Annotated in this window: 21 protein-coding genes; 4 read left to right on the forward strand and 17 right to left on the reverse strand. The window is 35.3% G+C overall.

Going from position 1 to position 23677, the window contains the following annotated elements:
• The 7 genes from KQI71_RS07380 to KQI71_RS07410 all read right to left on the reverse strand — a co-directional run bounded on the left by KQI71_RS07380 (position 1) and on the right by KQI71_RS07410 (position 7404).
• Entirely contained in the window at positions 1-966 is a 966-nt protein-coding gene (locus tag KQI71_RS07380) for a D-2-hydroxyacid dehydrogenase (protein ID WP_216435276.1), read from the reverse strand.
• Between the two features lie 255 nt (positions 967-1221).
• Positions 1222-2370, reverse strand: coding sequence for a lactaldehyde reductase (fucO, locus tag KQI71_RS07385; RefSeq protein WP_216435277.1), 1149 nt, complete (start codon positions 2368-2370; stop codon positions 1222-1224).
• A 136-nt stretch (positions 2371-2506) separates the two neighbouring features.
• Positions 2507-3055 carry a TetR/AcrR family transcriptional regulator C-terminal domain-containing protein gene (locus KQI71_RS07390; protein ID WP_216435278.1) on the reverse strand — a complete coding sequence of 183 codons (549 nt, stop codon included), beginning with the start codon at positions 3053-3055 and terminating at the stop codon, positions 2507-2509.
• Positions 3056-3361: 306 nt separating this feature from the next.
• A complete protein-coding gene (locus tag KQI71_RS07395) occupies positions 3362-4270 on the reverse strand; it encodes a LysR family transcriptional regulator (RefSeq protein WP_216435279.1) in 909 nt (302 codons plus the stop codon).
• A gap of 44 nt (positions 4271-4314) precedes the next feature.
• A complete protein-coding gene (locus KQI71_RS07400) occupies positions 4315-5622 on the reverse strand; it encodes an O-acetylhomoserine aminocarboxypropyltransferase/cysteine synthase family protein (protein WP_216435280.1) in 1308 nt (435 codons plus the stop codon).
• Positions 5623-5872: 250 nt separating this feature from the next.
• The gene (locus tag KQI71_RS07405; RefSeq protein ID WP_216435281.1) at positions 5873-6895 is read right to left on the reverse strand and encodes a DnaJ C-terminal domain-containing protein; all 1023 of its coding nucleotides are present in this window, start codon (positions 6893-6895) and stop codon (positions 5873-5875) included.
• Positions 6896-6969: 74 nt separating this feature from the next.
• Positions 6970-7404 carry an Hsp20/alpha crystallin family protein gene (locus KQI71_RS07410; RefSeq protein WP_216435282.1) on the reverse strand — a complete coding sequence of 145 codons (435 nt, stop codon included), beginning with the start codon at positions 7402-7404 and terminating at the stop codon, positions 6970-6972.
• A gap of 362 nt (positions 7405-7766) precedes the next feature.
• Here KQI71_RS07410 and hcp point away from each other — a divergent pair, with 362 nt between their 5' ends.
• Complete coding sequence (gene hcp / locus KQI71_RS07415; protein WP_334300761.1) at positions 7767-9320, forward strand: hydroxylamine reductase; 1554 nt, start codon at positions 7767-7769, stop codon at positions 9318-9320.
• An 87-nt stretch (positions 9321-9407) separates the two neighbouring features.
• On the opposite strand, the gene KQI71_RS07420 is transcribed toward hcp, so the two are convergent.
• From KQI71_RS07420 to KQI71_RS07430, 3 genes are all read right to left on the reverse strand, one after another.
• A complete protein-coding gene (locus tag KQI71_RS07420) occupies positions 9408-9818 on the reverse strand; it encodes a GNAT family N-acetyltransferase (protein ID WP_216435284.1) in 411 nt (136 codons plus the stop codon).
• A gap of 15 nt (positions 9819-9833) precedes the next feature.
• Positions 9834-10220 carry a winged helix-turn-helix transcriptional regulator gene (locus KQI71_RS07425; protein ID WP_216435285.1) on the reverse strand — a complete coding sequence of 129 codons (387 nt, stop codon included), beginning with the start codon at positions 10218-10220 and terminating at the stop codon, positions 9834-9836.
• Between the two features lie 95 nt (positions 10221-10315).
• Positions 10316-10672 carry a pyridoxamine 5'-phosphate oxidase family protein gene (locus tag KQI71_RS07430; RefSeq protein WP_253287991.1) on the reverse strand — a complete coding sequence of 119 codons (357 nt, stop codon included), beginning with the start codon at positions 10670-10672 and terminating at the stop codon, positions 10316-10318.
• A gap of 223 nt (positions 10673-10895) precedes the next feature.
• Here KQI71_RS07430 and KQI71_RS07435 point away from each other — a divergent pair, with 223 nt between their 5' ends.
• Positions 10896-11828 (forward strand): lactonase family protein, encoded by a 933-nt coding sequence (locus tag KQI71_RS07435; protein ID WP_216435286.1) that lies wholly within the window; start codon positions 10896-10898, stop codon positions 11826-11828.
• Between the two features lie 4 nt (positions 11829-11832).
• Here the strand turns inward: KQI71_RS07435 and rlmD are convergent, their stop codons facing one another.
• The 3 genes from rlmD to ppk1 all read right to left on the reverse strand — a co-directional run bounded on the left by rlmD (position 11833) and on the right by ppk1 (position 16392).
• Positions 11833-13209: a 23S rRNA (uracil(1939)-C(5))-methyltransferase RlmD gene (gene rlmD / locus KQI71_RS07440; protein ID WP_216435287.1), complete on the reverse strand. Its 1377-nt coding sequence runs from the start codon at positions 13207-13209 to the stop codon at positions 11833-11835.
• Between the two features lie 8 nt (positions 13210-13217).
• The gene (locus tag KQI71_RS07445) at positions 13218-14159 is read right to left on the reverse strand and encodes a 3'-5' exoribonuclease YhaM family protein (RefSeq protein WP_216435288.1); all 942 of its coding nucleotides are present in this window, start codon (positions 14157-14159) and stop codon (positions 13218-13220) included.
• 187 nt (positions 14160-14346) lie between these two features.
• Positions 14347-16392, reverse strand: coding sequence for a polyphosphate kinase 1 (ppk1, locus tag KQI71_RS07450; protein ID WP_216435289.1), 2046 nt, complete (start codon positions 16390-16392; stop codon positions 14347-14349).
• Between the two features lie 220 nt (positions 16393-16612).
• On the opposite strand from ppk1, the gene KQI71_RS07455 reads away from it, so the two are divergent.
• Both KQI71_RS07455 and KQI71_RS07460 read left to right on the forward strand, forming a co-directional pair.
• Complete coding sequence (locus KQI71_RS07455) at positions 16613-19021, forward strand: endonuclease MutS2 (protein ID WP_216435290.1); 2409 nt, start codon at positions 16613-16615, stop codon at positions 19019-19021.
• Between the two features lie 18 nt (positions 19022-19039).
• Positions 19040-19414, forward strand: coding sequence for a DUF3783 domain-containing protein (locus KQI71_RS07460; protein ID WP_216435291.1), 375 nt, complete (start codon positions 19040-19042; stop codon positions 19412-19414).
• 156 nt (positions 19415-19570) lie between these two features.
• Here KQI71_RS07460 and KQI71_RS07465 read toward each other — a convergent pair whose 3' ends face one another.
• The 4 genes from KQI71_RS07465 to KQI71_RS07480 form a co-directional block, all read right to left on the reverse strand.
• A complete protein-coding gene (locus KQI71_RS07465; protein WP_216435292.1) occupies positions 19571-20164 on the reverse strand; it encodes a sortase in 594 nt (197 codons plus the stop codon).
• A complete protein-coding gene (locus KQI71_RS07470) occupies positions 20154-21158 on the reverse strand; it encodes a Cna B-type domain-containing protein (protein WP_216435293.1) in 1005 nt (334 codons plus the stop codon). Before KQI71_RS07470 ends, KQI71_RS07465 begins: the two co-directional genes overlap by 11 nt.
• Before the next feature lie 15 nt (positions 21159-21173).
• On the reverse strand, positions 21174-22010 hold the full coding sequence (locus KQI71_RS07475; protein ID WP_253287992.1) for a class C sortase: 837 nt from the start codon (positions 22008-22010) through the stop codon (positions 21174-21176).
• 90 nt (positions 22011-22100) lie between these two features.
• Positions 22101-23618 (reverse strand): SpaA isopeptide-forming pilin-related protein, encoded by a 1518-nt coding sequence (locus tag KQI71_RS07480; protein WP_216435294.1) that lies wholly within the window; start codon positions 23616-23618, stop codon positions 22101-22103.
• Positions 23619-23677: the final 59 nt, after the last annotated feature.

Consider the following 23677-nt stretch of genomic DNA (forward strand, 5'->3'; position numbering starts at 1 on the left):
TTATTTACGTGTTCCTGTCTCTTTATCAACAATATTATTCAAAGTTTCTTCTGAAAAATATCGTCTCAAATTTTCCGCTGCAATTTCAATAATTCTTGGTAAAGTTGCCGGATGATGGAAATCACCTGCAATATGCGGAGTAATAACAAGATTTGGCATATTCCATAATTTGTGCTGACTCTGTAACGGTTCTGGATCTGTAACGTCAATACCCGCTCCTCGAATTTTACCTTGAATCAATGCCTGACATAAGTCTTCCGTATTCACAGCTGTTCCTCTTCCCGCATTTAAAAGAACGGCACTTTTTTTCATTTTTTCAAATGTATCCAAATTAAAAATATTTCTCGTATTTTTAGAATCTGGAAGAACAGAAAATACAACATCTGCTTTCGGTAGCAATTCATCAAGATCTTCCAATGTATGAACTTCATCAATTCCCTCTGGAACTTCTCCAATTCTTCTCTTAACTCCAATGACATGATAATCAAACTTTTTCATCAGGCGGGCAAAATACATACCAATATCTCCAAGTCCTAGAACAAGAAGTGTTCCTCCTTGAAGTGAAAAAATATTTCCTTCATCTTGCCATCGACATTGATTTTGGTTATCTCTGTATAAATACAATTTTTTCTGGATAGAAAATAGCACAGATAACATATGCTCTGCCACACTCTGTCCATAAGCACCTGTCGCATTTGTCAACAAGACATTATCTTTTAAAACACCTTCTTTTACATACGGATCAGCACCTGCTGAGTTTAACTGAAGCCATTCCAACTGATCTGCATAATTCAAGAAAAATGGATCTACGTTTCCAATAATCACATTTGCCTGTTCCACCATATCTTTTGAAACTTTATCATAAGAGGTATATGTGAATGTATTTCCTTCTCCTTGTTTCTCTAAAAGTTGTTTCTGTTCTTCATTTACTGGCATCACTACTAAAATATTTTTCCCTGTAACCATAATAATAAAAATCTCCTTATTAAAATATGTTATTTTTTGTTTTCAATATAAAGTTTTACTCACATTTTATTTGATAACTTAACAATGAATCCTTTATGTGATAAAAAGCCGGCAAGAGAAATCTCTCTTGCCGACACTTTCATACTTTTCATGATCTTATTGTAACCTATTTAGGAAACTCCGTCCAGTCAATCTGAAAACTCAAATAATCCAATATATGGAATCATATTTTAATATACATACAAAAGATACCATTTACAGCAATGATTGATACAATTTAATAATATCTTCTACACTTGCATCTTTTGGATTTCCTGGTGCACATGCATCTGCATATGCGGATTCTGCTAAAAATTGCAAATCTTCTTCCTTTACAATTTCTTTTAAGTCTGATGGAATTCCAACATCTGAAGATAATTTTTTCACTGCATCTACTGCTGCTTTTCTATATTCTTCCTGGCTCATATCTTCAACGCCTTCAACTCCCATTGCTTTTGCAATATATTTATATTTATCTCCTGTTGCATCTGCATTATATTCCATAACTGTTGGCAACAAAATAGCATTTGCCACACCATGTGGTGTATCATAAACAGCTCCAAGAGCATGTGCCATCGAATGAACAATTCCAAGTCCTACATTAGAAAATCCCATTCCGGCAATATACTGTCCCATTGCCATTCCTTCTCTTCCTTCTGCTGTATTTTCAACCGCTCCTCTTAAGTTGTCAGAAATAAGCTCGATTGCCTTTAAGTGGAACATATCTGTCATTTCCCATGCTGCTTTTGTTATATAGCCCTCAATCGCATGAGTTAAAGCATCCATACCGGTTGCAGCGGTCAGCCCTTTTGGCATAGAAGACATCATCTCGGGATCAATCACTGCAATTACAGGAATATCATGAGGATCAACACAAACAAATTTACGCTTCTTTTCCACATCCGTAATCACATAGTTAATTGTAACCTCTGCTGCAGTTCCTGCCGTTGTTGGAACAGCAATAATCGGTACACTTGGTTTTTTAGTATCCGCAACACCTTCCAGACTTCTGACATCCTCAAATTCTGGATTGTTAATAATAATTCCAATCGCCTTTGCTGTATCCATAGAAGATCCCCCTCCAATTGCAATGAGGTAATCTGCTTCAGCTTTCTTAAACGCAGCTACTCCTGTTTGAACATTTTCAATCGTAGGATTTGGTTTAATTTCAGAATACACTTCATATGCAAGCTTTGCTTCATCCAAAACATCTGTCACTTTTTTTGTTACTCCAAATTTTACAAGATCTGGGTCTGAACAGACAAATGCTTTTTTAAATCCTCTTTTTGCTGCTTCTGTTGCAATTTCTTTAATTGCTCCTGCTCCATGATAAGATGTTTCATTTAATACTATACGATTTACCATAACTGTAACTCCTTTTATTCCTTGATATTTTTTTAACTATTTTTATTATAAAATTGTACAAAAGCTAATACAAGTTACAGATGAAACGAAATGTAAAAAATGTTACACTTCATCCAAAGTGTAACATAAAAAAAATTTATATATTTTTAAATAATTCATATAACCTCGGAGGAAGCGCTTCAATTAACCGATCTGCAAGTTGTTGAGGCGATAATTTCATTCCTTTTGTTGCCCATTCTACTGTCATAGCAATCGATCCTCGACAATACATTCTTAAAAGGAATTCTAATTCCTCTGAAATTTTTTCGATTCCTTGTTTGTGAATAATTTCACAATAAAATTGATAAATACACTCATAATCGTATTCCATCAGACAATTCTGACTCTCACTAGAAAAGGCTGCTGCAAAAAATTTTCCTTCTCCTTTAATAAATTCAAACTTTCTAACAAGACCCTCTCTCAACGTAAGACTAATTCCCATCTGCTTAAAAGATTTTTGTGCTAGTCTGTCGAAATACCAGTTGATCAGATCATATTTATCTTTAAAATGCCGATAAAATGTTGGACGCGTAACTCCACATTGATCCACAATTTGCTTAACCGTAATCTTGTCAACCACTTCATGCTCCAGCAATTCCTTCATTGCATCCGCCAATCGGTATTTCATTTTTTCCGATGCATCCATATCTTCTTTCCTGCCTTTCATTTTCTTTTGTTCCAGGCCTGAAATACATATTCTTTTCCAAAGACAGCCCAAATGAAAATAATAACTCTATATATGATATATTTTATCTCAATCTTTGATTTTTTTCCAGAACAAAGCAGTACAAATCACACACCCTCTTGACATGGTGTGATCTTTAAATACAAAAAATAAAATTCCTAGATAATATAAAAAATGCGATTGATATTAACCTGAAGATCAGTGGAAAAGCTCAGGTGAATTCAATCGCTATAAACTATATATGGCATACATGAAAACAAATTTATTTTATAATACGTTTTTTTCAAATTTTTTCAATTCTAAAATATATTTTTCTCCTAAACGGCTTAGCGGCATTCCTTTTTTCTTAAGATATCCAATGTACATTTTTTCATCAGTATGAAGTGGGATCGCCACATATTCATTTCCATTTAGATTATTACAGATAATCCCAGAACATAAGGTATAACCATGCAATCCAATCATTAGATTTAACATTGTAGCCCTATCATTTACCTTGATAATCTGTTTATATTCATAGGTACTAAAAACCTCTTCTGCAAAGTAAAAAGAATTTTCTTCACCCTGTTCAAATGAAAGACATGGATAATCTTTTAAATCTTCAAATTCTATTAGTTTTTTCTGTGCCAGTGGACTTCCTTTCCACAAAAATACATAAATGCTGCACGGAAACAGTTCAATAAACTCTACAGAATTCTCATGAAAAATCTTTTCCATAACTTTCCGATTAAAATCATTTAAATATAAAATTCCAACTTCACTTTTCTGGTTTTTTACATTTTCAATGACCTCATAGGTCTTGGTTTCATGAACAGCAAACTCATAATCTTCCATTCCAAAGTCTTTTGCCATCTCAATAAATGCTTGTACCGCAAATGTATAATGCTGCATGGAAACACTAAATTTTTGTTTCGATTCTTTCTTCTCTACAAATTTTTCCTCCATGAGCTGATACTGCTGCAAAATTTGCCTGGCATATCCTAAAAAGTCTTCTCCTTCTGCCGTCATGGTAATTCCACGGTTAGACCTGATAAAAATCTTCATGCCAAGCTCTTCCTCCAGATCCTTAATAGATCCGGAGAGACTTGGCTGTGAGATAAACAGCTCTGCTGCTGCTTTGTTCATAGATTTATGTTCTGCTGTACAAACCGCATATTTTAACTGCTGTAATGTCATAATTTTTTTCTCCTGACATTTTTTGTACTACAGTCCGACATTATTTACTGTACTGCTTTAAATGCTTCATCTAAATCTTCAATAATGTCATCAATATTTTCTGTTCCGATAGATAAACGGATTGTATTTGGTTTGATTCCTGAACCTAACAGCTCTTCTTCTGTCATCTGAGAATGTGTTGTAGATGCTGGATGGATAACAAGAGATTTTACGTCGGCTACATTTGCAAGTAATGAGAATAACTCTAACTGATCAATGAAATCTTTTGCTTTCTGTGCATCTCCCTTAATTTCAAATGTAAAGATAGATCCTCCTCCATTTGGGAAGTATTTTTTGTATAATCTCTGCTGTTCTGGATCATCAGATACAGATGGATGATGTACTTTTTCTACTAATGGATGATTTTTCAGATAATCTACTACTTTTAATGCATTTTCCACATGACGTTCTACTCTTAATGACAGAGTTTCTAATCCCTGAAGGAAGATAAATGCATGTACTGGAGAAAGTGTTGCTCCTGTATCACGAAGTAATAATGCTCTGATCTTTGTAACGAAAGCTGCTGCTCCTACATCTTTTGTAAAGCTTACACCATGATAGCTTGGGTTTGGTTCTACTAAAGATGGGAATTTTCCAGCTGCTTCCCAGTCAAACTTACCACCATCAACGATAACACCACCGATGGTTGTTCCGTGACCACCAATGAATTTTGTTGCAGAATGTACAACGATATCTGCACCATGTTCAATTGGTCTTACAAGGTAAGGTGTTGCAAATGTATTATCTACAATCAATGGAATATTATGTTCATGTGCAATTGCTGCTGCTTTTTCAATATCTACAACATCAGAGTTTGGATTTCCTAATGTTTCAATGAATAACAGCTTTGTGTTATCCTGGATAGCATTTCTTACTTCATCTTCATTAAAGATATCAACGAATGTTGTTGTAATTCCGAATTCTGGTAATGTATGTTCTAAGAAGTTATATGTACCACCATAGATATTCTTTGCTGCTACAACATGATCTCCTGCTTTTGTAATATTTTCAATTGCATATGTGATTGCTGCCGCTCCAGATGCTACTGCTAATGCTGCAACTCCACCTTCCAATGCTGCAATTCTCTGTTCGAAAATATCTTCTGTTGGGTTTGTTAATCTTCCGTAAATATTACCTGCATCTGCAAGCCCAAAACGAGCAGCTGCATGATCGCAGTTTTTAAACACATAAGATGATGTCTGATAAATTGGTACTGCTCTTGCATCAGTAACTGGATCTGCCTGTTCCTGTCCTACGTGAAGCTGTAATGTTTCAAATTTTAAATTTCTTTCTGCTCTTGTTTTCTTTGCCATTGTTTCATCCTCCAATAAATTCTATGTAATAATCTCTGTTATTTTCTTTGTTGTTTTCCTTTGATGAATTTATCATACCAAATCAGTATGAAAATGTCCAATACGTATACCATATGACTCGTTATAGTTTTTTCCTATAATAAGATTTTAGTATAATCAAAACAATCGTTCAAAAAAAGAAACACAGATTGCATCAATTACAATCTGTGTTTCTTCTATCTTATTATATATTAAAACGATTTTATTCTGTTCATGCGGCATGACCATTGCCATGTCGTTTTGTTAAAGCTTCAAATTCTTTTAACTTTCTCTGTGCTTCCGGTGTCAGATTTCTCGGAACCTCAATTTGTACCGATACATACTGATTTCCCTTTACAGAAGTATTTTTCATCGACGGAATACCTTTTCCACGCAGTCGGATTTTAGTTCCTGATTGGGTACCTGGCTGAATCTTACACATAACATTTCCATAAAGTGTCTTTACAAGTGCTTCTCCTCCAAAAACAGCTGTTGTAAATGGAATTTGAACCGTTGTATAAACATCCATGCCTTTTCGTTCAAATCCAGGCTTTGTTCCTACATGAACCTTTAAGAGCAGATCACCATTTTCACCGCCCCCAAATCCAGGCATTCCCTTTCCACGCAGTCTCAAACTCTTTCCATCTTCCATTCCTGCTGGAATCTTAACCTGCAAAGATTGCACTTTTCCATCAGATTCCTGAAGATGTACAATTTTTTCACATCCAGAAACTGCCTCGTCAAAGGTAACAGAAACTTCTCCTGTAACATCGGAACCTTTTTGTGCAAAATGACTCTGGTGGAATCCGCCATTTCCAAATCCATGACTTTGGTGGAACCCATGAAATCCACTGCCTCCATTTGATCCGTGGAATTCATAATGAGCAGAACCTCCCTTATTTCCTCCGTGAAACATGTCACCGAAAATATCTCCAAAAATATCATCCATAGAACCATCGTTTTCAAAATGGAATTCATGATAACCTGCATTTGGACCTGCACCGTTCTGGAAACCAGATGCACTGCCATCAAAAGCAGCATGGCCAAACTGATCATACATTTTCTTTTTCTCTGGATCACTTAAGACCTCATAGGCTTCTGTTACTTCCTTAAACATCTGCTCTGCATGAGCATCACCGGGATTTGTATCCGGGTGGTATTTTTTGGCAAGTTTCCGATATGCTTTTTTAATCTGTGATTCTGTTGCATTTCTTGAAACACCAAGTACCTCATAATAATCCCTTTTCGCTGCCAATATTCTCACCTCCTCATGTTTTCACACAATGAAAGACATCCCCGGAAAAATTTCCGGGGAGTATCTTTTAATTTTTATCCTTCAATCGTTACATATTTCTTTTCTTCTTTTTTCGCTTCTTTCTTTGGAATGTCAAGCATTAAGATTCCATTTTCAAATTTCGCATGAATATCTTCTTCTGTCACATTCTTTCCTACATAAAAGCTTCGGCTCATATCTCCGCTATAACGTTCGCGGCAAATATATTTTCCATCTTTATCTTTTTCGTCTTTATCTAGTCCTTTTGCAGCACTAATTGTCAGATAACCATCTTTCAGTTCTGCTTTTACTTCATCTTTCTTAAATCCAGGAAGATCAATTGCAACTTCATATCCATTATCTTTCTCTTTTACATCCGTTTTCATTATATGTGCTGCACGTTTTCCATACAGTTTCTTATCAATATCAGGGAAGGAAAAATCCATCCAGTCATTCAATAAATTTTCTCCAAAAATACTAGGCATCATCATAACTCATCTCTCCTTTATGATTTTTTATTTATGTGAACATCCCGGTAAGTCCGGGAATGTTATTTTGATAAAGCTTTAAAACATCGGTTCTTTGGTTCCCTCTGGAACCCTTCTCCTTTGTTCTATATGTAATATAACACCTATTATTAGCACTGTCAAGAGGTGAGTGCTAATTTTTTTAATTTTTTTATAGATCCAAGAGATATGATAATAAAATGCTTAAACTATTATATTTTGAGTCCCTCAATCATAAAAGAAATCAAGAGCATGAATACCAAATTTTTGTATAAAGCCTTTCTTTCTGTACAAACTATAACAAGAAACTATCATTTTAAATTCAGAAAGGAATGCTCATGAAAGACATGTTTTGTTTTCAATGTCAGCAGACAGCTCATAATACTGGCTGTGAAGGGAAGGCTGGTGTTTGTGGGAAAAAATCAGATACCGCAAATTTTCAAGATGAACTAACTGGTGCTCTTATTGGGCTCTCTCGAGCTGTAAAATCCGCCAAAGCAACCGAAGCATCAAATAAACTGATGCTCAAAGGATTATTTACAACAATTACAAATGTGAATTTTTATAATGATACGATCATAAAACTGATAAAAGAAGTCCAAAATGAAAAAGAATCCATTGCACCTGAAACAAAGGATTATGACATGGCGAAAATATGGGAAGCTGACGAAGATATTCGTTCCCTCAAATCACTGATCCTTTTTGGTCTTCGCGGCATGGCCGCCTATGCCTATCATGCTTATGCCCTTGGATACAGGAATGAAAAAGTCTTATCATTCTTTTATGAAGGTCTCACTGCAATCAGCGAAGAAGGTTCCATCGATACTCTGCTTCCAATGGTTTTAAAAACTGGTGAAATCAACTTTCAATGTATGGAACTACTTGATCATGCAAACTCTGGTTCTTATGGAACTCCTATTCCGACAACTGTTCCACTTACCATTGAAAAAGGTCCTTTTATTGTCGTCAGCGGCCATGACCTTCATGATCTAAAACTTCTTCTGGAACAAACAAAGGATAAAGGAATTAATATTTATACACATTGCGAAATGCTTCCTGCACATGGATATCCAGAATTGAAGAAATACCCACATCTAAAGGGAAATTTTGGTACTGCATGGCAAAGCCAACAATCAGAATTTCATAATATTCCTGCCCCAATCCTTTTCACAACAAACTGCCTAATGCCTGTTCGCCAAAGTTACTGTGATCGTGTCTTTACGACTTCTATTGTATCTTATCCAGAACTGACACATATCGGAGAAGATAAAGACTTCACTCCAGTCATTGAAAAGGCTCTAGAATGCGGTGGATACCCAGAAGATCATCCAATGACTGGTATTAATGGCGGTTCTATCGTAACAACCGGTTTTGCTCATGAAAGTGTCCTTTCACAGGCTGCAAAAATCATTGATCTCGTAAAAAAAGGAAAAATCAGACATTTCTTTTTGATTGGAGGTTGTGATGGTGCAGCTCCTGGACGAAGCTACTACACAGAGTTTGCTAAACAACTGCCTATGGACACAATTATTTTAACCCTTGCCTGTGGAAAATACCGACTAAACGATTTAGATCTTGGAAATATCGAAGGTATCCCAAGAATTCTTGACATGGGACAATGCAACGATGCTTACAGTGCTATACGCGTTGCTCTGGCTTTAGCGGATGCTTTTACCTGTGATGTGAATGAACTTCCATTAACACTTGTTTTATCCTGGTATGAACAAAAAGCCGTTTGTATTTTATTGACTCTTCTTCATCTCGGTGTAAAAAACATTCTTCTGGGACCAACACTCCCTGCTTTTATCTCACCAAATGTGTGGAATATATTATCCAAAGAATATAAGCTTTCAAAAATTACAACGGCAAAAGAAGATATTAAAAAGATTCTTGGAAATTAAAAAAACAGTCATTTAACCATTGACTTTTACATTAATATAACAAAAAATGGGCCATCGCATGAAGCGGTGGCCCTTGTGTTTTATGGGTTAATGTTTATTGGAAAAATTACATAACTGCATAGCAACTCCATCTTCCATGATCTGAAAACCATGATTTTCATAAAAAGCAGCGTTTTTGCTTTCTTCTGGCATAAGTTCAATGTACAGATAGTCTTTATATTTTTCCTTCATTTTTTCAATCAAAATGCCTGCGATTCCCTGTCCCTGATAATCTGGATGAACAAGCGCATAATGAAGAAATGCAACTAACTCACTGTCATCTAGTGTGCGTACAAGTCCGACTAGTTTTTTACCATCCCACGCAGAATAAACGGTAGATGAATTCATCAATGCCTTATAAAGACGCTCAGGATATTCTCCTGAAATCCAATCAACAGATAAAAACAATTCCCTGACCTGCTCTTTTGTAAATATTTTTTCTTCTGTATAAATGATCATTTTTTCTGTTCTTTCCTATAACGGGTTGCCATGATAGTCGCATTTTTGGCATTGCGCCATTGTATTTTTATTGTCTTCTTTATGATAAGCACCAGACCACTGACAAATATGCTGTAAAATTGGAACAACCGACTTTTCCTTTTCTGTCAGACTATATTCAACTCTTGGTGGAATTTGATCATATTGCTTCCTTGCAATCATATCATCTTTCATTAACTCCTTTAATGTGGATGAAAGAACTGCATCTGTAATATTAGTCATTTGCGTTCTCAGCTGACTATATCGCAGCGTCTGTTTATCCGCTAATACACAGATAATTCTTGATTTCCATTTTCCTCCAAATACATCCAGTCCATATTCCAGAGGACATCGAATATCTTTTTCCAGTTTTGGATGATACATATAAATGCTCCTTGCTCATAGAATTTTTTTTCTTTCATTATAAGAATCAAACAGAGGAAAAACAAGTTACTATAGAATTTATAAGTTACTATTTTTTATAAAGGTAATTCTTTTTTATTATCTGCACCCGGTGTTGTCACAATCACTTTTTCAGGTGTAATAATCAAAGCGCCTTTTGCTGTTGCACCTCCATGGAACATATCAGATACTAGTTTTTTAAATGTATCAACAATTGGACCTTCTGTAATATATTCTGCACTTTCTTTAATCTGATAACCTTCCAATGTCTCTCCATTGCTGGCAGAAACGGCAATCTTTCCATTTTCCTTTAAGTTATTTAATGTTGTCTCAAGGAAAACATCTCCTACCAACAATTTTCCATCATCTGTTACATCTTTAAATGCAACTGGAACAGCATTTGGTTCCTCCACATAGGTTGCCAGATACCACATCTATTCTTTTAATAAAGTTCTTACTTGTTCGTTCATTACTTGACCTCCACTTCTTTTTCGTTTACATCTACATCATAAGAAATCGGCTCTTCACTTACAAGATATGTGTGAATTTATGAGTTACTATTTATTTTCATAGTAAGTCTAGTCCTTTTTTTTGCATCTTTCTATTTTTCTTTTTATAATATAATAAATGTAAAAATTTAAAAGGGAGGACAGCATTATGAAACATACGATCTATGCTGGAACTTATACATCGAAAACAAGTCAGGGAATTTATACCTTTGACTTTCAAAACGGAAAGCTTTCCAATCCACAACTTTTTTATTCCATAAAAAACCCAAAATATTTATGTGTTAATCAAAATAATATTGTTTCTACGGTTGATTTTGATGAAGGATCCGGTGTAATTCTTATGGACCATCAGAGAAATGTTCTAGATAAATTTGTGTTCGAACATTGCACTTCATGCTATATCACTCAAAAAGGAAATCGACTTTACACTGCCAATTACCATGAAGGAACTTTTTCTGTTTTGGAAATAAAAGACAACCACCTAACATATCTTCAAACAGTCCATATAAAAGAACATGCTGGTTGCCATCAAGTTTTGTTCTGGAAAGATCTAATTTTAATTCCATGTCTCTTTTTAGATCAAGTGCTTTTCTTTGACCGTGATCTCCATCCGGCCGGAAGCATTGACTTTAAAAAAGGAACTGGACCACGCCACGGCATTTTTACAAAGGATCAGAATTATTTATATCTTGTATCAGAACTTAGCAATGAATTATTTGTTATTTCTACTACAGATTGGGAAATCGTCTCTTCTATTTCCATTCTGCCAGATGGACAAACTCATAAAAACGATACCGCTGCCATTCGTATGAACAAAGAAGAAACAAGGCTTTATATATCCACAAGAACAATGGATATCCTGTCGGTTATCAACATCGAAGATGAACAGCCACAATTGATTCAGACAATAGATTGCGGTGGAAAGCACCCTCGTGATTTTATTTTAATAGAAGATTATCTTTTATGTGCCAATCGCTTATCTGATTCTGTTTGTAGTTTTGAAATAAAAAAAGACGGCACTGTTGGAAATCTCGTTAGCGAGATTACAGTGCCGGAATGTGTATGCCTTGATACACCTTAAAATTTTAATAAATTTTTGATAATAAACAGACGCTTTCTACATGAGAGCTATGACTAAACTGATCGACAACGCTGACTTTTTCTACCTGATATCCATTTTCTCCAAGGATTTTCAGATCTCTGGCCAGTGTTGCCGGATCACAGCTGACATAAACAATTCTCTTCGGTGCCATCTTCACCATCGTATCAAGAAGCTTTGCATCGCATCCCTTTCTTGGAGGATCAACAACAATGACATCTGCATAAACACCATTCTTTTCATATTCTCTTGGAAGTACTTCTTCTGCTTTTCCTACAAAAAACTTGGCATTATCAAATCCATTCATCTGAGCATTAAATTTTGCATCATCAATCGCTTCTTTTACAATTTCTACACCATAGACTTCTTTTGCTTTTTGTGCAAGGAACAGAGAAATTGTTCCAATTCCACAATAAAGATCCCATACCGTCTCTTGTCCGTGAAGATTCGCATACTCCATTGCCTTTTCATAAAGAACTTTTGTCTGTTTTGGATTTACTTGGAAAAAGGATAATGGTCCAATCTGGTATTTTACATCTCCAATGTAGTCATAAATATAAGCTGGTCCATAAACTGTCTCTATTTTATTCCCAAGAATCTTATTTGTTTTTTCTTTATTTATATTAACACAAATGCTTGTCATTCCATCAATTTCTTTTAAAGAATCAACCAACTGATAAAGATTTCTAAGATCTTTTTTCTTTCCATTGATTACAAGACAAACCATGATCTCTTCGGTCACAAATCCAACTCTTGTCATAATATGTCTAACCAACCCATGGTTTGTTTTCTCATCATATGCAGAAATCTTATTTTTCTTCATATAATCTAATACCTTTAACAAAATACTTTCATTCACTGGATGCTGAATGACGCAATGAGTACAATCAATAATATGATGTGTTCTTCCTGCATAAAAACCTGTAACCAGATTTCCTTCTTTATCTGTTCCTACTGGAAACTGTGCTTTATTTCTATAATAAAATGGCTCATCCATTCCATAAATTGGTTCCATTTTTTCTTCAATTCCCTGAAGTCCACCAATACGTTCCAGACAATTCTTTACCTTTTGAAATTTATATTCCAACTGTTTTTTATAAGATAAATGCTGAAGAGTACATCCTCCACAAGCTCTTGCCTTCGGACATTTTGGTTCTACGCGGTCTTTCGATGGCTCAAGAACCTCCTCTACCCTGGCAAATCCATAATTTTTCTTTGTTTTTATAATTCTGGCACGAACTTTATCTCCGATCACTGCATCCTTTAAAAAAAGGGCATAGCCATCAATATGGCCGATGCCCTCTCCTTCATTTCCAATATCATCAATATACAGTTCTACCATTTGATTTTTTTTAAATTCCATACTTACCTCTAAATTGATGTTTTTCGGATTCTTGTATCTAGAAGACGCTGGAATCCTGACCATTCCTGATCTTCTTTCTGTTTTTCAATAATTTCTGCAAATGTTTCCATCCTAGCATCCAGGTTATCTGCCTGACTCAATGCAATGGCTTCCAGAAGTGCTGGTTTCTTTGGAGATCCAAATTCCAGCTCGCCATGATGTGCCAGCATACAATGCTTCACTTCATTTGCAAGTTTCGGAGGAAAACCTGGAATCTGGCGAATCAAACGATCTAATTTGATAGCTCCCATCACAATATGTCCAACCAGCTGTCCTTCATCTGTATAATCATTTTCAGGGAAATTTGAGAGTTCTTCCACTTTTCCCATATCATGCCACAATGCACACATAACAATCAAATCACGATTTATCTGTGGATACAAAGCAGCATAACTTTCACATAATTTTGCTACTGATAAACTATGTTCCAGCAAACCACCAATATAACCATGATGTACACTTTTGGCTGCTGAATGCACTTTAAATTCTCTTGCAAAATCCTTATCTTCCACAAAGATCATTTCTGCCAGCTTTTTCAGATGCGGTTCCTTTGTCTTCTGAATCATTGCAAGCAATTCCTCAAACATTCCATCAATGTCTTTCTTCGTGCTTGGCATATAATCAGCCATCTGATATTCACCTTCCTGAGCTTTTCTAATTTGTTGAATATTTAACTGATTAGATCCCTGGTAACTGGTAACCTGACCTCTTACAAGAATATAATCCATTGCTTCAAAATGTCCAATCGCATTGGTTAGCTCCCAGACCTTTCCATCGATGACACCTGTCTTATCCTGCAAAGTTAAAGAATAATAAGATTTTCCATATTTTGAAGTTCCTGGAGATTTTGTCTTGCACAAATAAATCTCGGAAACTCGATCCCCTTCCTGCAGGTCACTAATATATCTCATAATATTGCCTCTCTAAACTAAAAAAATTCCTGATAGTGCTTGTTTACACATACCATTTTATTATGCCATAGTTTATTTGTAAAATCTATATGAAATTAAAAAACAACTATGAAACAATGATATAAGTATTTCAGTATTGTATAAATTAATGCAAAAATACACTGCCAAATAGTTGTTTTTTCACTTTTTATGCGTTTTTATATGCCTGTTCATAGAAGAATTCCTGAGAATTCAATGGAGTTTCCTGATTTTTTGGGATTTTATAATTACCCTTATTGTCTTCTTCTCTAGCCTTCTGATTATCACTTAACATCGTAATGAACATTTCAATTAACTGCATTTTGATTTCTGGATCATAGACAGGCGCTGCTACTTCCACTCTTCGTAAGGTATTTCTCGTCATAAAATCTGCAGACGCAATATAAACTCTTTCTCTGCCCCGACTTCCGAAAATATAAATACGAGAGTGCTCTAAAAATCTTCCGACAATACTTCTTACATGAATATTCTCTGTTTTTCCTTTGACTCCTGGGATCAAACAACAGATTCCTCGAATAATCATATCAATTTTTACACCTGCACAAGAAGCTTCTATCAATTTTTCCATAATCTTTTTATCTGTTAAAGAATTCATCTTCAACCCAATATAGGCATCTTCTCCTGATTTTGCATGTGCAATTTCTTCATCAATCATATGAAGAATACGATTTTGCAAACAATGTGGTGCAACAAGCAGATGATTAACATTTTCTACGGTTTCTCCCATAGACAGAGATTGGAAAACATCCGCGGCTTCCATTGCAATATCTACATTGGCCGTCATCAATGATAGATCTGTGTAAAGCCGGCTTGTTTTTTCATTATAATTTCCAGTTCCAATCTGCGTAATATATCCGACATGTCCTTTGATTTTTCTCGTAATCAAGCATAACTTCGAATGAACTTTATATCCATCCAATCCATAGATAACACGACAGCCTGCATCTTCTAACAATCTGGACCATTCAATGTTATTTTCTTCATCAAAACGAGCCTTCAGTTCTACAAGAATTGTAACATCTTTTCCGTTTTCTGCTGCCTCAATCAAAGATTCGACGATTTTGCTCTGTTTGGCAACACGATACAATGTCATTTTAATAGAAATGACATCTTTATCATTTGCTGCTTCTTGTAACAGATTTAAAAACGGTTTCATACTTTCATATGGATAAGATAACAGTTTATCTTTCTTTGCAATCTGATCTATAATAGATTCTTCATCGTTAAACTGCGGCGATTTTTGAGGAACCCTTCTTTCAAAAAACAGTTCTGATTCTTTTCTTAAAATATCCTGAATAGAAAAGACAAACGAAAGATCAAGTGGCGTCTGACTCTGGAATACATATTCCGGATCAAGTTCTAAGTATCCACATAAGGTATCTATAATCTCTCCATCCATTTCTTTCGAAAGTTCGAGACGTACTGGCGCAAGCTTCTTTCTCTTTTTGATAACTTGCACCATAAAATCACGATAATCAAGATCCTCATCATACATGGCATCTGCATCGATATCTGCATTTCTTGTCACACGAATTAAAGATTTTGCCTTTACATGATATCCCTTAAAGATTCTTGGTACATAATGAAGGATCATTTCCTCTGATAATATATAAGCATCTTTTTCCGGAATTTTGATTAATCTTTGGAATACTTCATTCCCACATGGGATAATCGCAAGTTTTTCTTTTCCATTTTTTGTTTCTAATACTGCCACAACATACAATTCCTTATTTTTCAAAAAAGGAAATGGCTGTCGTTTTCCAATAATCGTTGGGGAGATTAATGGTGCGATTTCTGTTTGAAAATAAGCTCTTAAATATTCGCTTTCTTTCTTGGAAATCTTCTGGAATTTTACCAATTTGATACCATAATCTTCGATCTGTTCCATAATTTCTTCATAAACAGCATCTTTTCTGCGATTAAGTTTTTGCACCTGAGGCATAATTGCCTCAAGCTGCTCCTTTGGTGTCATTTTTGTTTTATTTTCTTTCATATTTTTATCAATCAACATCTGATCAATCAAAGACCCGACACGGACCATGAAAAATTCATCCAAATTGCTCTGATAGATCGATGCAAATGTCAATCTTTCACATAAAGGAACTTCTCGATTTTCTGCTTCTTCCAGTACTCTTTCATTAAATTTCAGCCATGAAAGTTCCCTATTCATAAAAACTTTTTGTTCTATTTTCATTCTTTATCCTCCAAATATATTTGAGACTCCAATTTTTATTCTACTATTTCTTTGTTAAGTTCCCCATCGTCTTTTGTTAAGTTCCTGTAAAGTCCAACTATATTTTTACATTTTTCGCCTATTTCCATCCGTTTACACCATAACTGATCTATGTTACACTCATAGTATCTATAATAATGAAGAAATTTTTCATTGTCATTTTAGAAAAGGAAATAGAAATATGAATCATAAAGTATTACAAACTCTTGAATTTGATAAAATTATAAATATTTTAACCGGCTATGCCACAACAGAACTTGGAAAAGAACGATGTGCTGCATTAACACCTATGGAAGATGAATCTTCTATTTTAAATGCACAAGACCAAACACAAGATGCATTAACTCGCATTTACAAACGAGGAAATGTGTCTTTTTTAGGTGTCTCCGATTTGAAACCATCTCTGATGAGACTTCGTATGAAAGGAACACTTGGAGCAGGAGAACTTTTGAGAATTGCTGCTCTTTTGGAAACCGTAAAAAATGCCGTTGATTATGGAGTTCGCCCAGAAGAAGAACTGGAACTTGGCATCGACTCTCTAGATGAAATGTTTGAAAGTTTGATTCCTCTCCCAGATCTTCTGCATGAAATCCGCCGCTGTATTGTTTCAGAAGAAGAATTTAATGACGACGCTTCTCCAACATTAAAAAGTATCCGCCGTTCCATCAGACAGACCAATCAAAAAATTCACACTCAACTGACGGCAATGATCAGTTCTTCTTCCAACCAAGAGAAACTTCAGGATGCTATCGTTACAATGCGAAACGGCCGCTACTGTATTCCGGTAAAACAAGAATATAGAAGTTCTTTCCAGGGAATGATCCACGATCAGTCCGCTTCCGGCAATACATTATTTATTGAACCAATGGCTGTTGTTACCTTAAACAATGAATTAAAAGAATTGGAAGGAAAAGAACAATCTGAGATTGAACGCATTCTTTCCGTTTTAAGTGAACAGGCTGCTTTTGGTGTTGATGATTTAGCTCATAATCAGGAAGTTCTGATCTGTCTTGATTTCATTTTTGCAAAAGCGAAATATGCCAAAGATCTAGATGCTTCCAAACCAATTTTCCGTGAAGACGGAGTGATCAATATCAAACAAGGAAGACATCCTTTGCTTGACCAGAAAAAAGTTGTACCAATTAATGTATCTCTTGGGAAAGATTTCTCTATGCTGATCGTCACTGGTCCAAACACTGGTGGTAAAACAGTATCTTTAAAAACGGTTGGTCTTTTAACTTTGATGGGACAATCCGGTCTCCATATTCCGGCATTTCAGGGATCTTCTTTAGGTATTTTCCGTGAAGTTTTCGCTGACATTGGAGATGAACAGAGTATTGAACAAAACTTAAGTACCTTCTCCTCTCATATGACAAATATCGTTTCTATTATCCAGCAAGCACACAAAGACTCTTTGGTGCTTCTAGATGAGCTTTGCGGAGGAACCGATCCAATTGAAGGTGCTGCTCTGGCGATTTCTATCCTAAATGATCTTCATGACCGTGGAGTTAAGACAATGGCAACCACACATTACAGTGAACTTAAAATGTTTGCACTCTCCACCGATGATATTGAAAATGCTTCTTGTGAATTTGATGTAGAAACACTTTCACCAACCTACCGTCTAATGATTGGTATTCCAGGAAAGAGTAATGCGTTTGCCATTTCCAAAAAGCTTGGACTCGATAACCATATCATTGAAAACGCATCAGAACAGATTGATGAATCCGTCAAAGATTTTGAGAGCATTCTAGCTGATTTGGAACAAAGCAAACAGACAATTGAACAGGAGCAAGAGGAGATCTTTGAATACCGTAAAGAAATCGAATCTCTGCGTAAAAGTCTTAAAAATAAACAAGACAATCTTACGGAGAAACGCGAAAAAATGCTTCGCGATGCGCGTGAAGAAGCTCATAATATTATTTCTGAGGCAAAAGAAATCGCTGATTCTACGATCCGTGAATATAATAAACTAAAGAAACAGAAAAATAATCAGAATGCAAATAAGAAAATGGAGCATATGCGAAGTGATCTGCGCGGACGCATGAATAAATTAGAAAATCAGATGGCCTATAAATCCAAAAAGAAGGTCAACAAGCGGCACGATGCTTCTGATTTCCAGATTGGTGATCAAGTTTATGTTTCAAGCCTTTCTCTTGCTGGAACAGTTCAGACACTGCCAAATGCCAAAGGAGATCTGTATGTACAAATGGGTATGATGCGTTCCCTTGTAAATATTAAAGATCTTGAAATCACAAAGACTGTTAAGGAAGTTAAAAAGGAAAATCAACGCAACGAAAGCCGTAATCGCGGACGCACTGCAATCAATAAATCTTCTTCTATCAAGCCAGAAATTAATGTAATGGGTATGACCGTTGATGAAGCAATCGCACAACTTGATAAATATATTGACGATGCCTGTCTCGCCAATTTAAATCAAATCACCGTTGTCCATGGAAAAGGAACCGGTGCTTTAAGAAAGGGACTACACACATACTTTAAACAGCTGAAAAAACAAAAACGAATTTCTGGATATCGTGATGGGGAATACGGTGAAGGTGATCTTGGTGTTACTGTTGTTATGCTTTAAAACAGAAAGGAACGTTCAATGAAAAAACAAGTCTTATTATATAATATCAAAGATAAAAAACGTGCACTAAATATCCGTAAAGTTTTGATGCCATTAAAAGTCCCTGTCAAAATGATATCTTCCAAAGATTTTGCACACCCTATTGGATACCTTGCTGGACAAAAAGAATATCAACCATCCAGCCAATCCCCATCCGATTGTCAATTTGATGAAGAGATGATGGTTATGGCAGGCTTTACCAGCTATGACATTGATCAGGTGATTCGTGGATTCCATAAAAAAAGAATTAAGGGAATTCCATTAAAAGCAATCTTAACACCACATAATCAAGATTGGAATTCCTACCAGCTCTATCAAAATTTAAAAGAAGAACATAAAAAAATGACACAATAAATGTGTAGAAATACAAAACAGCAGATGATGGGCATCTGCTGTTTGTTCGTTGTAAGGGGTAATATAAAAAAGTTCTTACTAAAACTTTTTTTATGATCATACTATAGCACCAATAGCGTGACTGAATCGTGACTCATTCCAAAACTAACAATATTTTTATTGTTGTATCCATTTGCAACGAATAGCCATACGATTTTTTCCTCCATAGGTACAGGTAAATAATGTCATATCCCACTCACCTTTTTTCTTCATGGCTTTTACATCTGTTCCTGGAATCACTTCCATGTCTATAATTCGATACCAAAAAATATTACCATCCATATCCGTAAACTTAATCTTATTTCCGATATTCAATGTCTTCAAACGACTAAAATGTGCACGAAAATTATGACCTGCAATAATAATATTCTTCTTATATACGCTTCCACGATAACGGCATGGTGCAATCTTTAATCCAGCATAACTCCACTTGCTTAATACTGGAAGTTTTAACTTTAAATCCGGTACATAAAGCACTCCAATATAGTCTCTTCCATTGATTGTTTTTACTGGCATTTTCATATCTGGATAAAGTTTATATAATGGACTTATTTGTGCTTTTGGAATCTCTGATTCTAACTGATTTAGTACTTCACTGGAAAACTTTTTTGCTCGAGAATCTTCCCATCGATTATAAATGGTCAATACAAGTGCCGCTGATATCAACAACATTCCGATTACCATCCATATGGTTCCCTTTTTACTTTTCATCTTCGCTATCTCTCCGTCTTACCATTCCAATCAAAATACATAAAATTCCGCTGACTGTAAGAACCGGTACCGGCCACCATAACTGTCCTGTCTGCGGCAATTTTTTTCTCGTCGTATTCTGACGTTTATACTCTGCCGTTGTACGGGCTGTTGTTGTTTTTATTCCCCTTGATGTCGTTGTTATTGTATTCGTAGACGTTGTCGGCTTATTTATGTGTTGGTTTTTATAAGTATTAGTTATGATAAAAGACGTCCCTTCTTTTGCAACACTGACCGTATAAGCTCCTCTGACTTCTTCTGTCACTTCCCATTCATTCTTTTCGGAAAGATCTTTCCATGTATGCTGCCAATTATTTTTTTCATTTAATGTAACTTCATCATAGATTTCCCCATCTTTTAAAAGCTGTACAACAATTGTTTTGGGACGATTTTTTCCATGGCCTTCATCTTTCCATATCTTTGTCACTTGATAATCGCTTTTCTTTTCTATCTCTGGTTTTTTTTCATATTTTGGAACTGCTTTGATTGTATATGTAATTTGACCATTTTCATCTCTTGCCGGAATCTCTGCAAAAAATGGCATTGCTGTATAAATATTACCTTTTTTCTTATGTTCTTCTCCGATCACTAAATACAAACCCCGTTTCAAGTCAGAAAATGTTAAATTTCCCTGTTTATCGGTTGTTCCGTGACAATAGGAAGCAAGTTGATCTCTGCAAACATAAGCAGCCAAAGTTTCTGCAGCGTCTCTCATAGCATCTTTATCTTTCCCATTCAATTCTACTTGATACTTGGAAAACTCATCTGTTGTAATATAACTTCCGTTACCTGAAATATCTGCAACTCTATAAACACGAAATGTTGTATCCGAACATATGTAAGAAATTTGCAAATTTCCTGTTTTCTCTTGTGATATTTCTTGTGCAAATATATGAACCGGCATACTTACACAAACAATCAAAAATAGAATTATCATACTTTGTATTTTTTTCATTACATTCTCCATTTTTTAATCACCTTTTCCTCTTCGACTTTTCCTTGTTCGGATAAAAACTCCAATAATCAACAGAATACATACCGGAACTCCCATTGCAGTCGCCACTAAAAATGGATCAATCTGCAAAGCATCAGAAGCACCAACGTCTCTTGCGTTCACATTTGCAATTCTATGCCCACGAACTAACAGTCTGTGTGAATTCACTCCATACGGCGTACAGGTTACAAGGGTACACAAATCTTTCCCTTGTTCTATATCCAGATACTCCATATTGTCTGGCTTTACAATACGGATCTGATCAACCTGATAAGTCAGAGTCTTATCTAATACTTGAAGCATAAATATATCCCCTTCTTCCATCTGATCCAGATTCGTAAATAATTTTGCAGATGGCAATCCACGATGTCCTGACAAAACACAATGGGTATTTTTCCCACCCGTTGGAAGAGAAGACCCTGCAATATGTCCGATTGCAATCTGAAGTACCCCTTCATCAACTCCATGATAAATAGGAAGAGATACTTTGATCTTTGGAATCTCAATATAACCAATAATGCCATTCTTTCCGACATCCAAAAGTTTGTTATATACTTTCCAATCTTTTTTTGTCAGATGCCATCGATCTGGCTTTGTAATCAAAGTTTTATTATATTCCTGAGCTTCCTTCCATAGGCGCTGATAATCTTCCTTATCCAGTTTTTGCACTGCATCCACATAATTAGCAACGGCTCTTGTTTGGTAGAATGAATTCCAATAATCGCTCACCGTTGGATACAGCAATAAGCAAAGACCTACCACAAGAAACAAAATCACGATGATGGTTGATAAATGTTTTCTTATAAATTTCATAAGACTCTCCTTGCTGCTGTATTAGGGATTCCTACCAGGAGGAATTAGCATTTCCTCCCGAATATTTTCTCCCTTTTGAAAAATTTCTTTTTATTTTCTTGTACTCATACGTCTTTTTGTAATCAAAATAATTGCTGCACCAATAACAAAGATTGCGCCAACAACATAAAAGATTTTCGTACCAATTCCACCAGTTTCAGGCAATAAGGCGCCAGAGCCATTGATAACTTTTGTTGTGATAGATCCATTTTTTATATCTGTCTCAAATACACGATCAACACTTCCTCCACCAAGGTTAGTTCCTTTCAAAGTAAGTAATTTTGGATCATCTGAAGATACATCATGTGTTGCCGTAATTTCAAAATAAATATCATCAATTGAATTATATCCATCTGGAGTCTGTGTCTCTTTTAATCGATATTGCCCATCATCCAAACCTTTAAAAGTAAAAGTTGTGGTTGTTGAATCGTTTACCTCTACATACTCTCCAACGCTTTTCCATGTATCTTCAGCACTTCCTTCACCTTTTATTTTTTTCTCCAAAGTAAATTTAGCACCTTTTAATGGTTTGTTATTTTGATCTACTTTATTAATCACAGTTTCATATGTAAAAGCGATAACTTTATCTACTGGAGTCTTACCAGTTTCTGGTTTTTTATCTGAATCTTGATTTGGATTATTAGAAAATTCTAGATACATTTCATTTGGATTTCCTGCTTCTCCAATTTTCGCCTTATCATTTAATAGAGATTTATAATCTACTTTAATCATACTATTATTTTGGACTTGCGGAATATTTTTTAAATCATCAAATACAATATCAAAAGTATCGTTATCATCAGTATTGGTAACAACTTCATATCCACTTGTAATCAATTGATCATCTACATATACTTTTACTGATTGGCTATCAAATGTTAACCCTTCTGATTCTTTATCATGAAAAACAAAACGATATTTTCCTGCATAGGATTTCATATTATCTGCTACTCGTCCTTCTAACTGAAATGAAATTTTATCTCCAATATCGTAATCTGCAGAATCCTGCCAATCCGTTGTATTTCCCGTTGTATCATTGTGATCTTTGATTTTTTTCTTTGAGTTAGGAATAGATGCTTTAGGTTGTACATTAATATCCTTTACCACACGGAAAATATATTCTGTATAGGCATCATTTTGTTCTGTTAATGTATCATTTGCATCTTTGATCATATAATAACCTGCTGGCACTGTTGCCGATCCACCGCCTGTAATTGTCGCATAAGGTTTTGTCATATCAACATATTTATTAATTGCCTTACGTTTTTCAGCATCAGTTTTTGTAGATACATTTTGAATTTCCTGCAAAATATCATTTGATACTTTATCGCCTTCTTTTCCACCTTTCCCATTTTGTCCCCATTTAATTTCTCCAAGAACACCGCTATCACTTACCGTACCAGTAAATACCTGATAAATCTCATAAGTATGACCAGTAGTACCAGATCCATCCATTTTAATTGTAAAATTAGCTGCCGAAACCTTTCTTGATGGTGCTATGACTATCGTCATTGCAACTGCTAGTACCATGGTCAGCATGATACCAAGTATCTTTTTCATCTGTTTCATAAACATTCCTCCTTGTGTGTTTAAAATTAAAATTTACATTTATGAAAATCAAGTTTTTA

It is taken from the genome of Anaerostipes sp. MSJ-23 (genome assembly GCF_018918155.1).
Classification (GTDB): Bacteria; Bacillota; Clostridia; order Lachnospirales; family Lachnospiraceae; genus Anaerostipes.

What these genes read in the sequence shown, in the direction of transcription:
- KQI71_RS07445 (WP_216435288.1), bottom strand. Translation starts at nt 14,159, where the DNA reads ATGAGATATATTAGTGACCTGCAGGAAGGGGATCGAGTTTCCGAGATT.
- KQI71_RS07455 (WP_216435290.1), top strand. Translation starts at nt 16,613, where the DNA reads ATGAATCATAAAGTATTACAAACTCTTGAATTTGATAAAATTATAAAT.
- KQI71_RS07425 (WP_216435285.1), bottom strand. Translation starts at nt 10,220, where the DNA reads ATGTATCATCCAAAACTGGAAAAAGATATTCGATGTCCTCTGGAATAT.
- KQI71_RS07410 (WP_216435282.1), bottom strand. Translation starts at nt 7,404, where the DNA reads ATGATGATGCCTAGTATTTTTGGAGAAAATTTATTGAATGACTGGATG.
- KQI71_RS07435 (WP_216435286.1), top strand. Translation starts at nt 10,896, where the DNA reads ATGAAACATACGATCTATGCTGGAACTTATACATCGAAAACAAGTCAG.
- KQI71_RS07460 (WP_216435291.1), top strand. Translation starts at nt 19,040, where the DNA reads ATGAAAAAACAAGTCTTATTATATAATATCAAAGATAAAAAACGTGCA.
- ppk1 (WP_216435289.1), bottom strand. Translation starts at nt 16,392, where the DNA reads ATGAAAATAGAACAAAAAGTTTTTATGAATAGGGAACTTTCATGGCTG.
- KQI71_RS07400 (WP_216435280.1), bottom strand. Translation starts at nt 5,622, where the DNA reads ATGGCAAAGAAAACAAGAGCAGAAAGAAATTTAAAATTTGAAACATTA.
- fucO (WP_216435277.1), bottom strand. Translation starts at nt 2,370, where the DNA reads ATGGTAAATCGTATAGTATTAAATGAAACATCTTATCATGGAGCAGGA.
- hcp (WP_334300761.1), top strand. Translation starts at nt 7,767, where the DNA reads ATGTTTTGTTTTCAATGTCAGCAGACAGCTCATAATACTGGCTGTGAA.
- rlmD (WP_216435287.1), bottom strand. Translation starts at nt 13,209, where the DNA reads ATGGAATTTAAAAAAAATCAAATGGTAGAACTGTATATTGATGATATT.
- KQI71_RS07465 (WP_216435292.1), bottom strand. Translation starts at nt 20,164, where the DNA reads ATGAAAAGTAAAAAGGGAACCATATGGATGGTAATCGGAATGTTGTTG.
- KQI71_RS07475 (WP_253287992.1), bottom strand. Translation starts at nt 22,010, where the DNA reads ATGAAATTTATAAGAAAACATTTATCAACCATCATCGTGATTTTGTTT.
- KQI71_RS07395 (WP_216435279.1), bottom strand. Translation starts at nt 4,270, where the DNA reads ATGACATTACAGCAGTTAAAATATGCGGTTTGTACAGCAGAACATAAA.
- KQI71_RS07480 (WP_216435294.1), bottom strand. Translation starts at nt 23,618, where the DNA reads ATGAAACAGATGAAAAAGATACTTGGTATCATGCTGACCATGGTACTA.
- KQI71_RS07390 (WP_216435278.1), bottom strand. Translation starts at nt 3,055, where the DNA reads ATGGATGCATCGGAAAAAATGAAATACCGATTGGCGGATGCAATGAAG.
- KQI71_RS07470 (WP_216435293.1), bottom strand. Translation starts at nt 21,158, where the DNA reads ATGAAAAAAATACAAAGTATGATAATTCTATTTTTGATTGTTTGTGTA.
- KQI71_RS07430 (WP_253287991.1), bottom strand. Translation starts at nt 10,672, where the DNA reads ATGTGGTATCTGGCAACCTATGTGGAGGAACCAAATGCTGTTCCAGTT.
- KQI71_RS07380 (WP_216435276.1), bottom strand. Translation starts at nt 966, where the DNA reads ATGGTTACAGGGAAAAATATTTTAGTAGTGATGCCAGTAAATGAAGAA.
- KQI71_RS07420 (WP_216435284.1), bottom strand. Translation starts at nt 9,818, where the DNA reads ATGATCATTTATACAGAAGAAAAAATATTTACAAAAGAGCAGGTCAGG.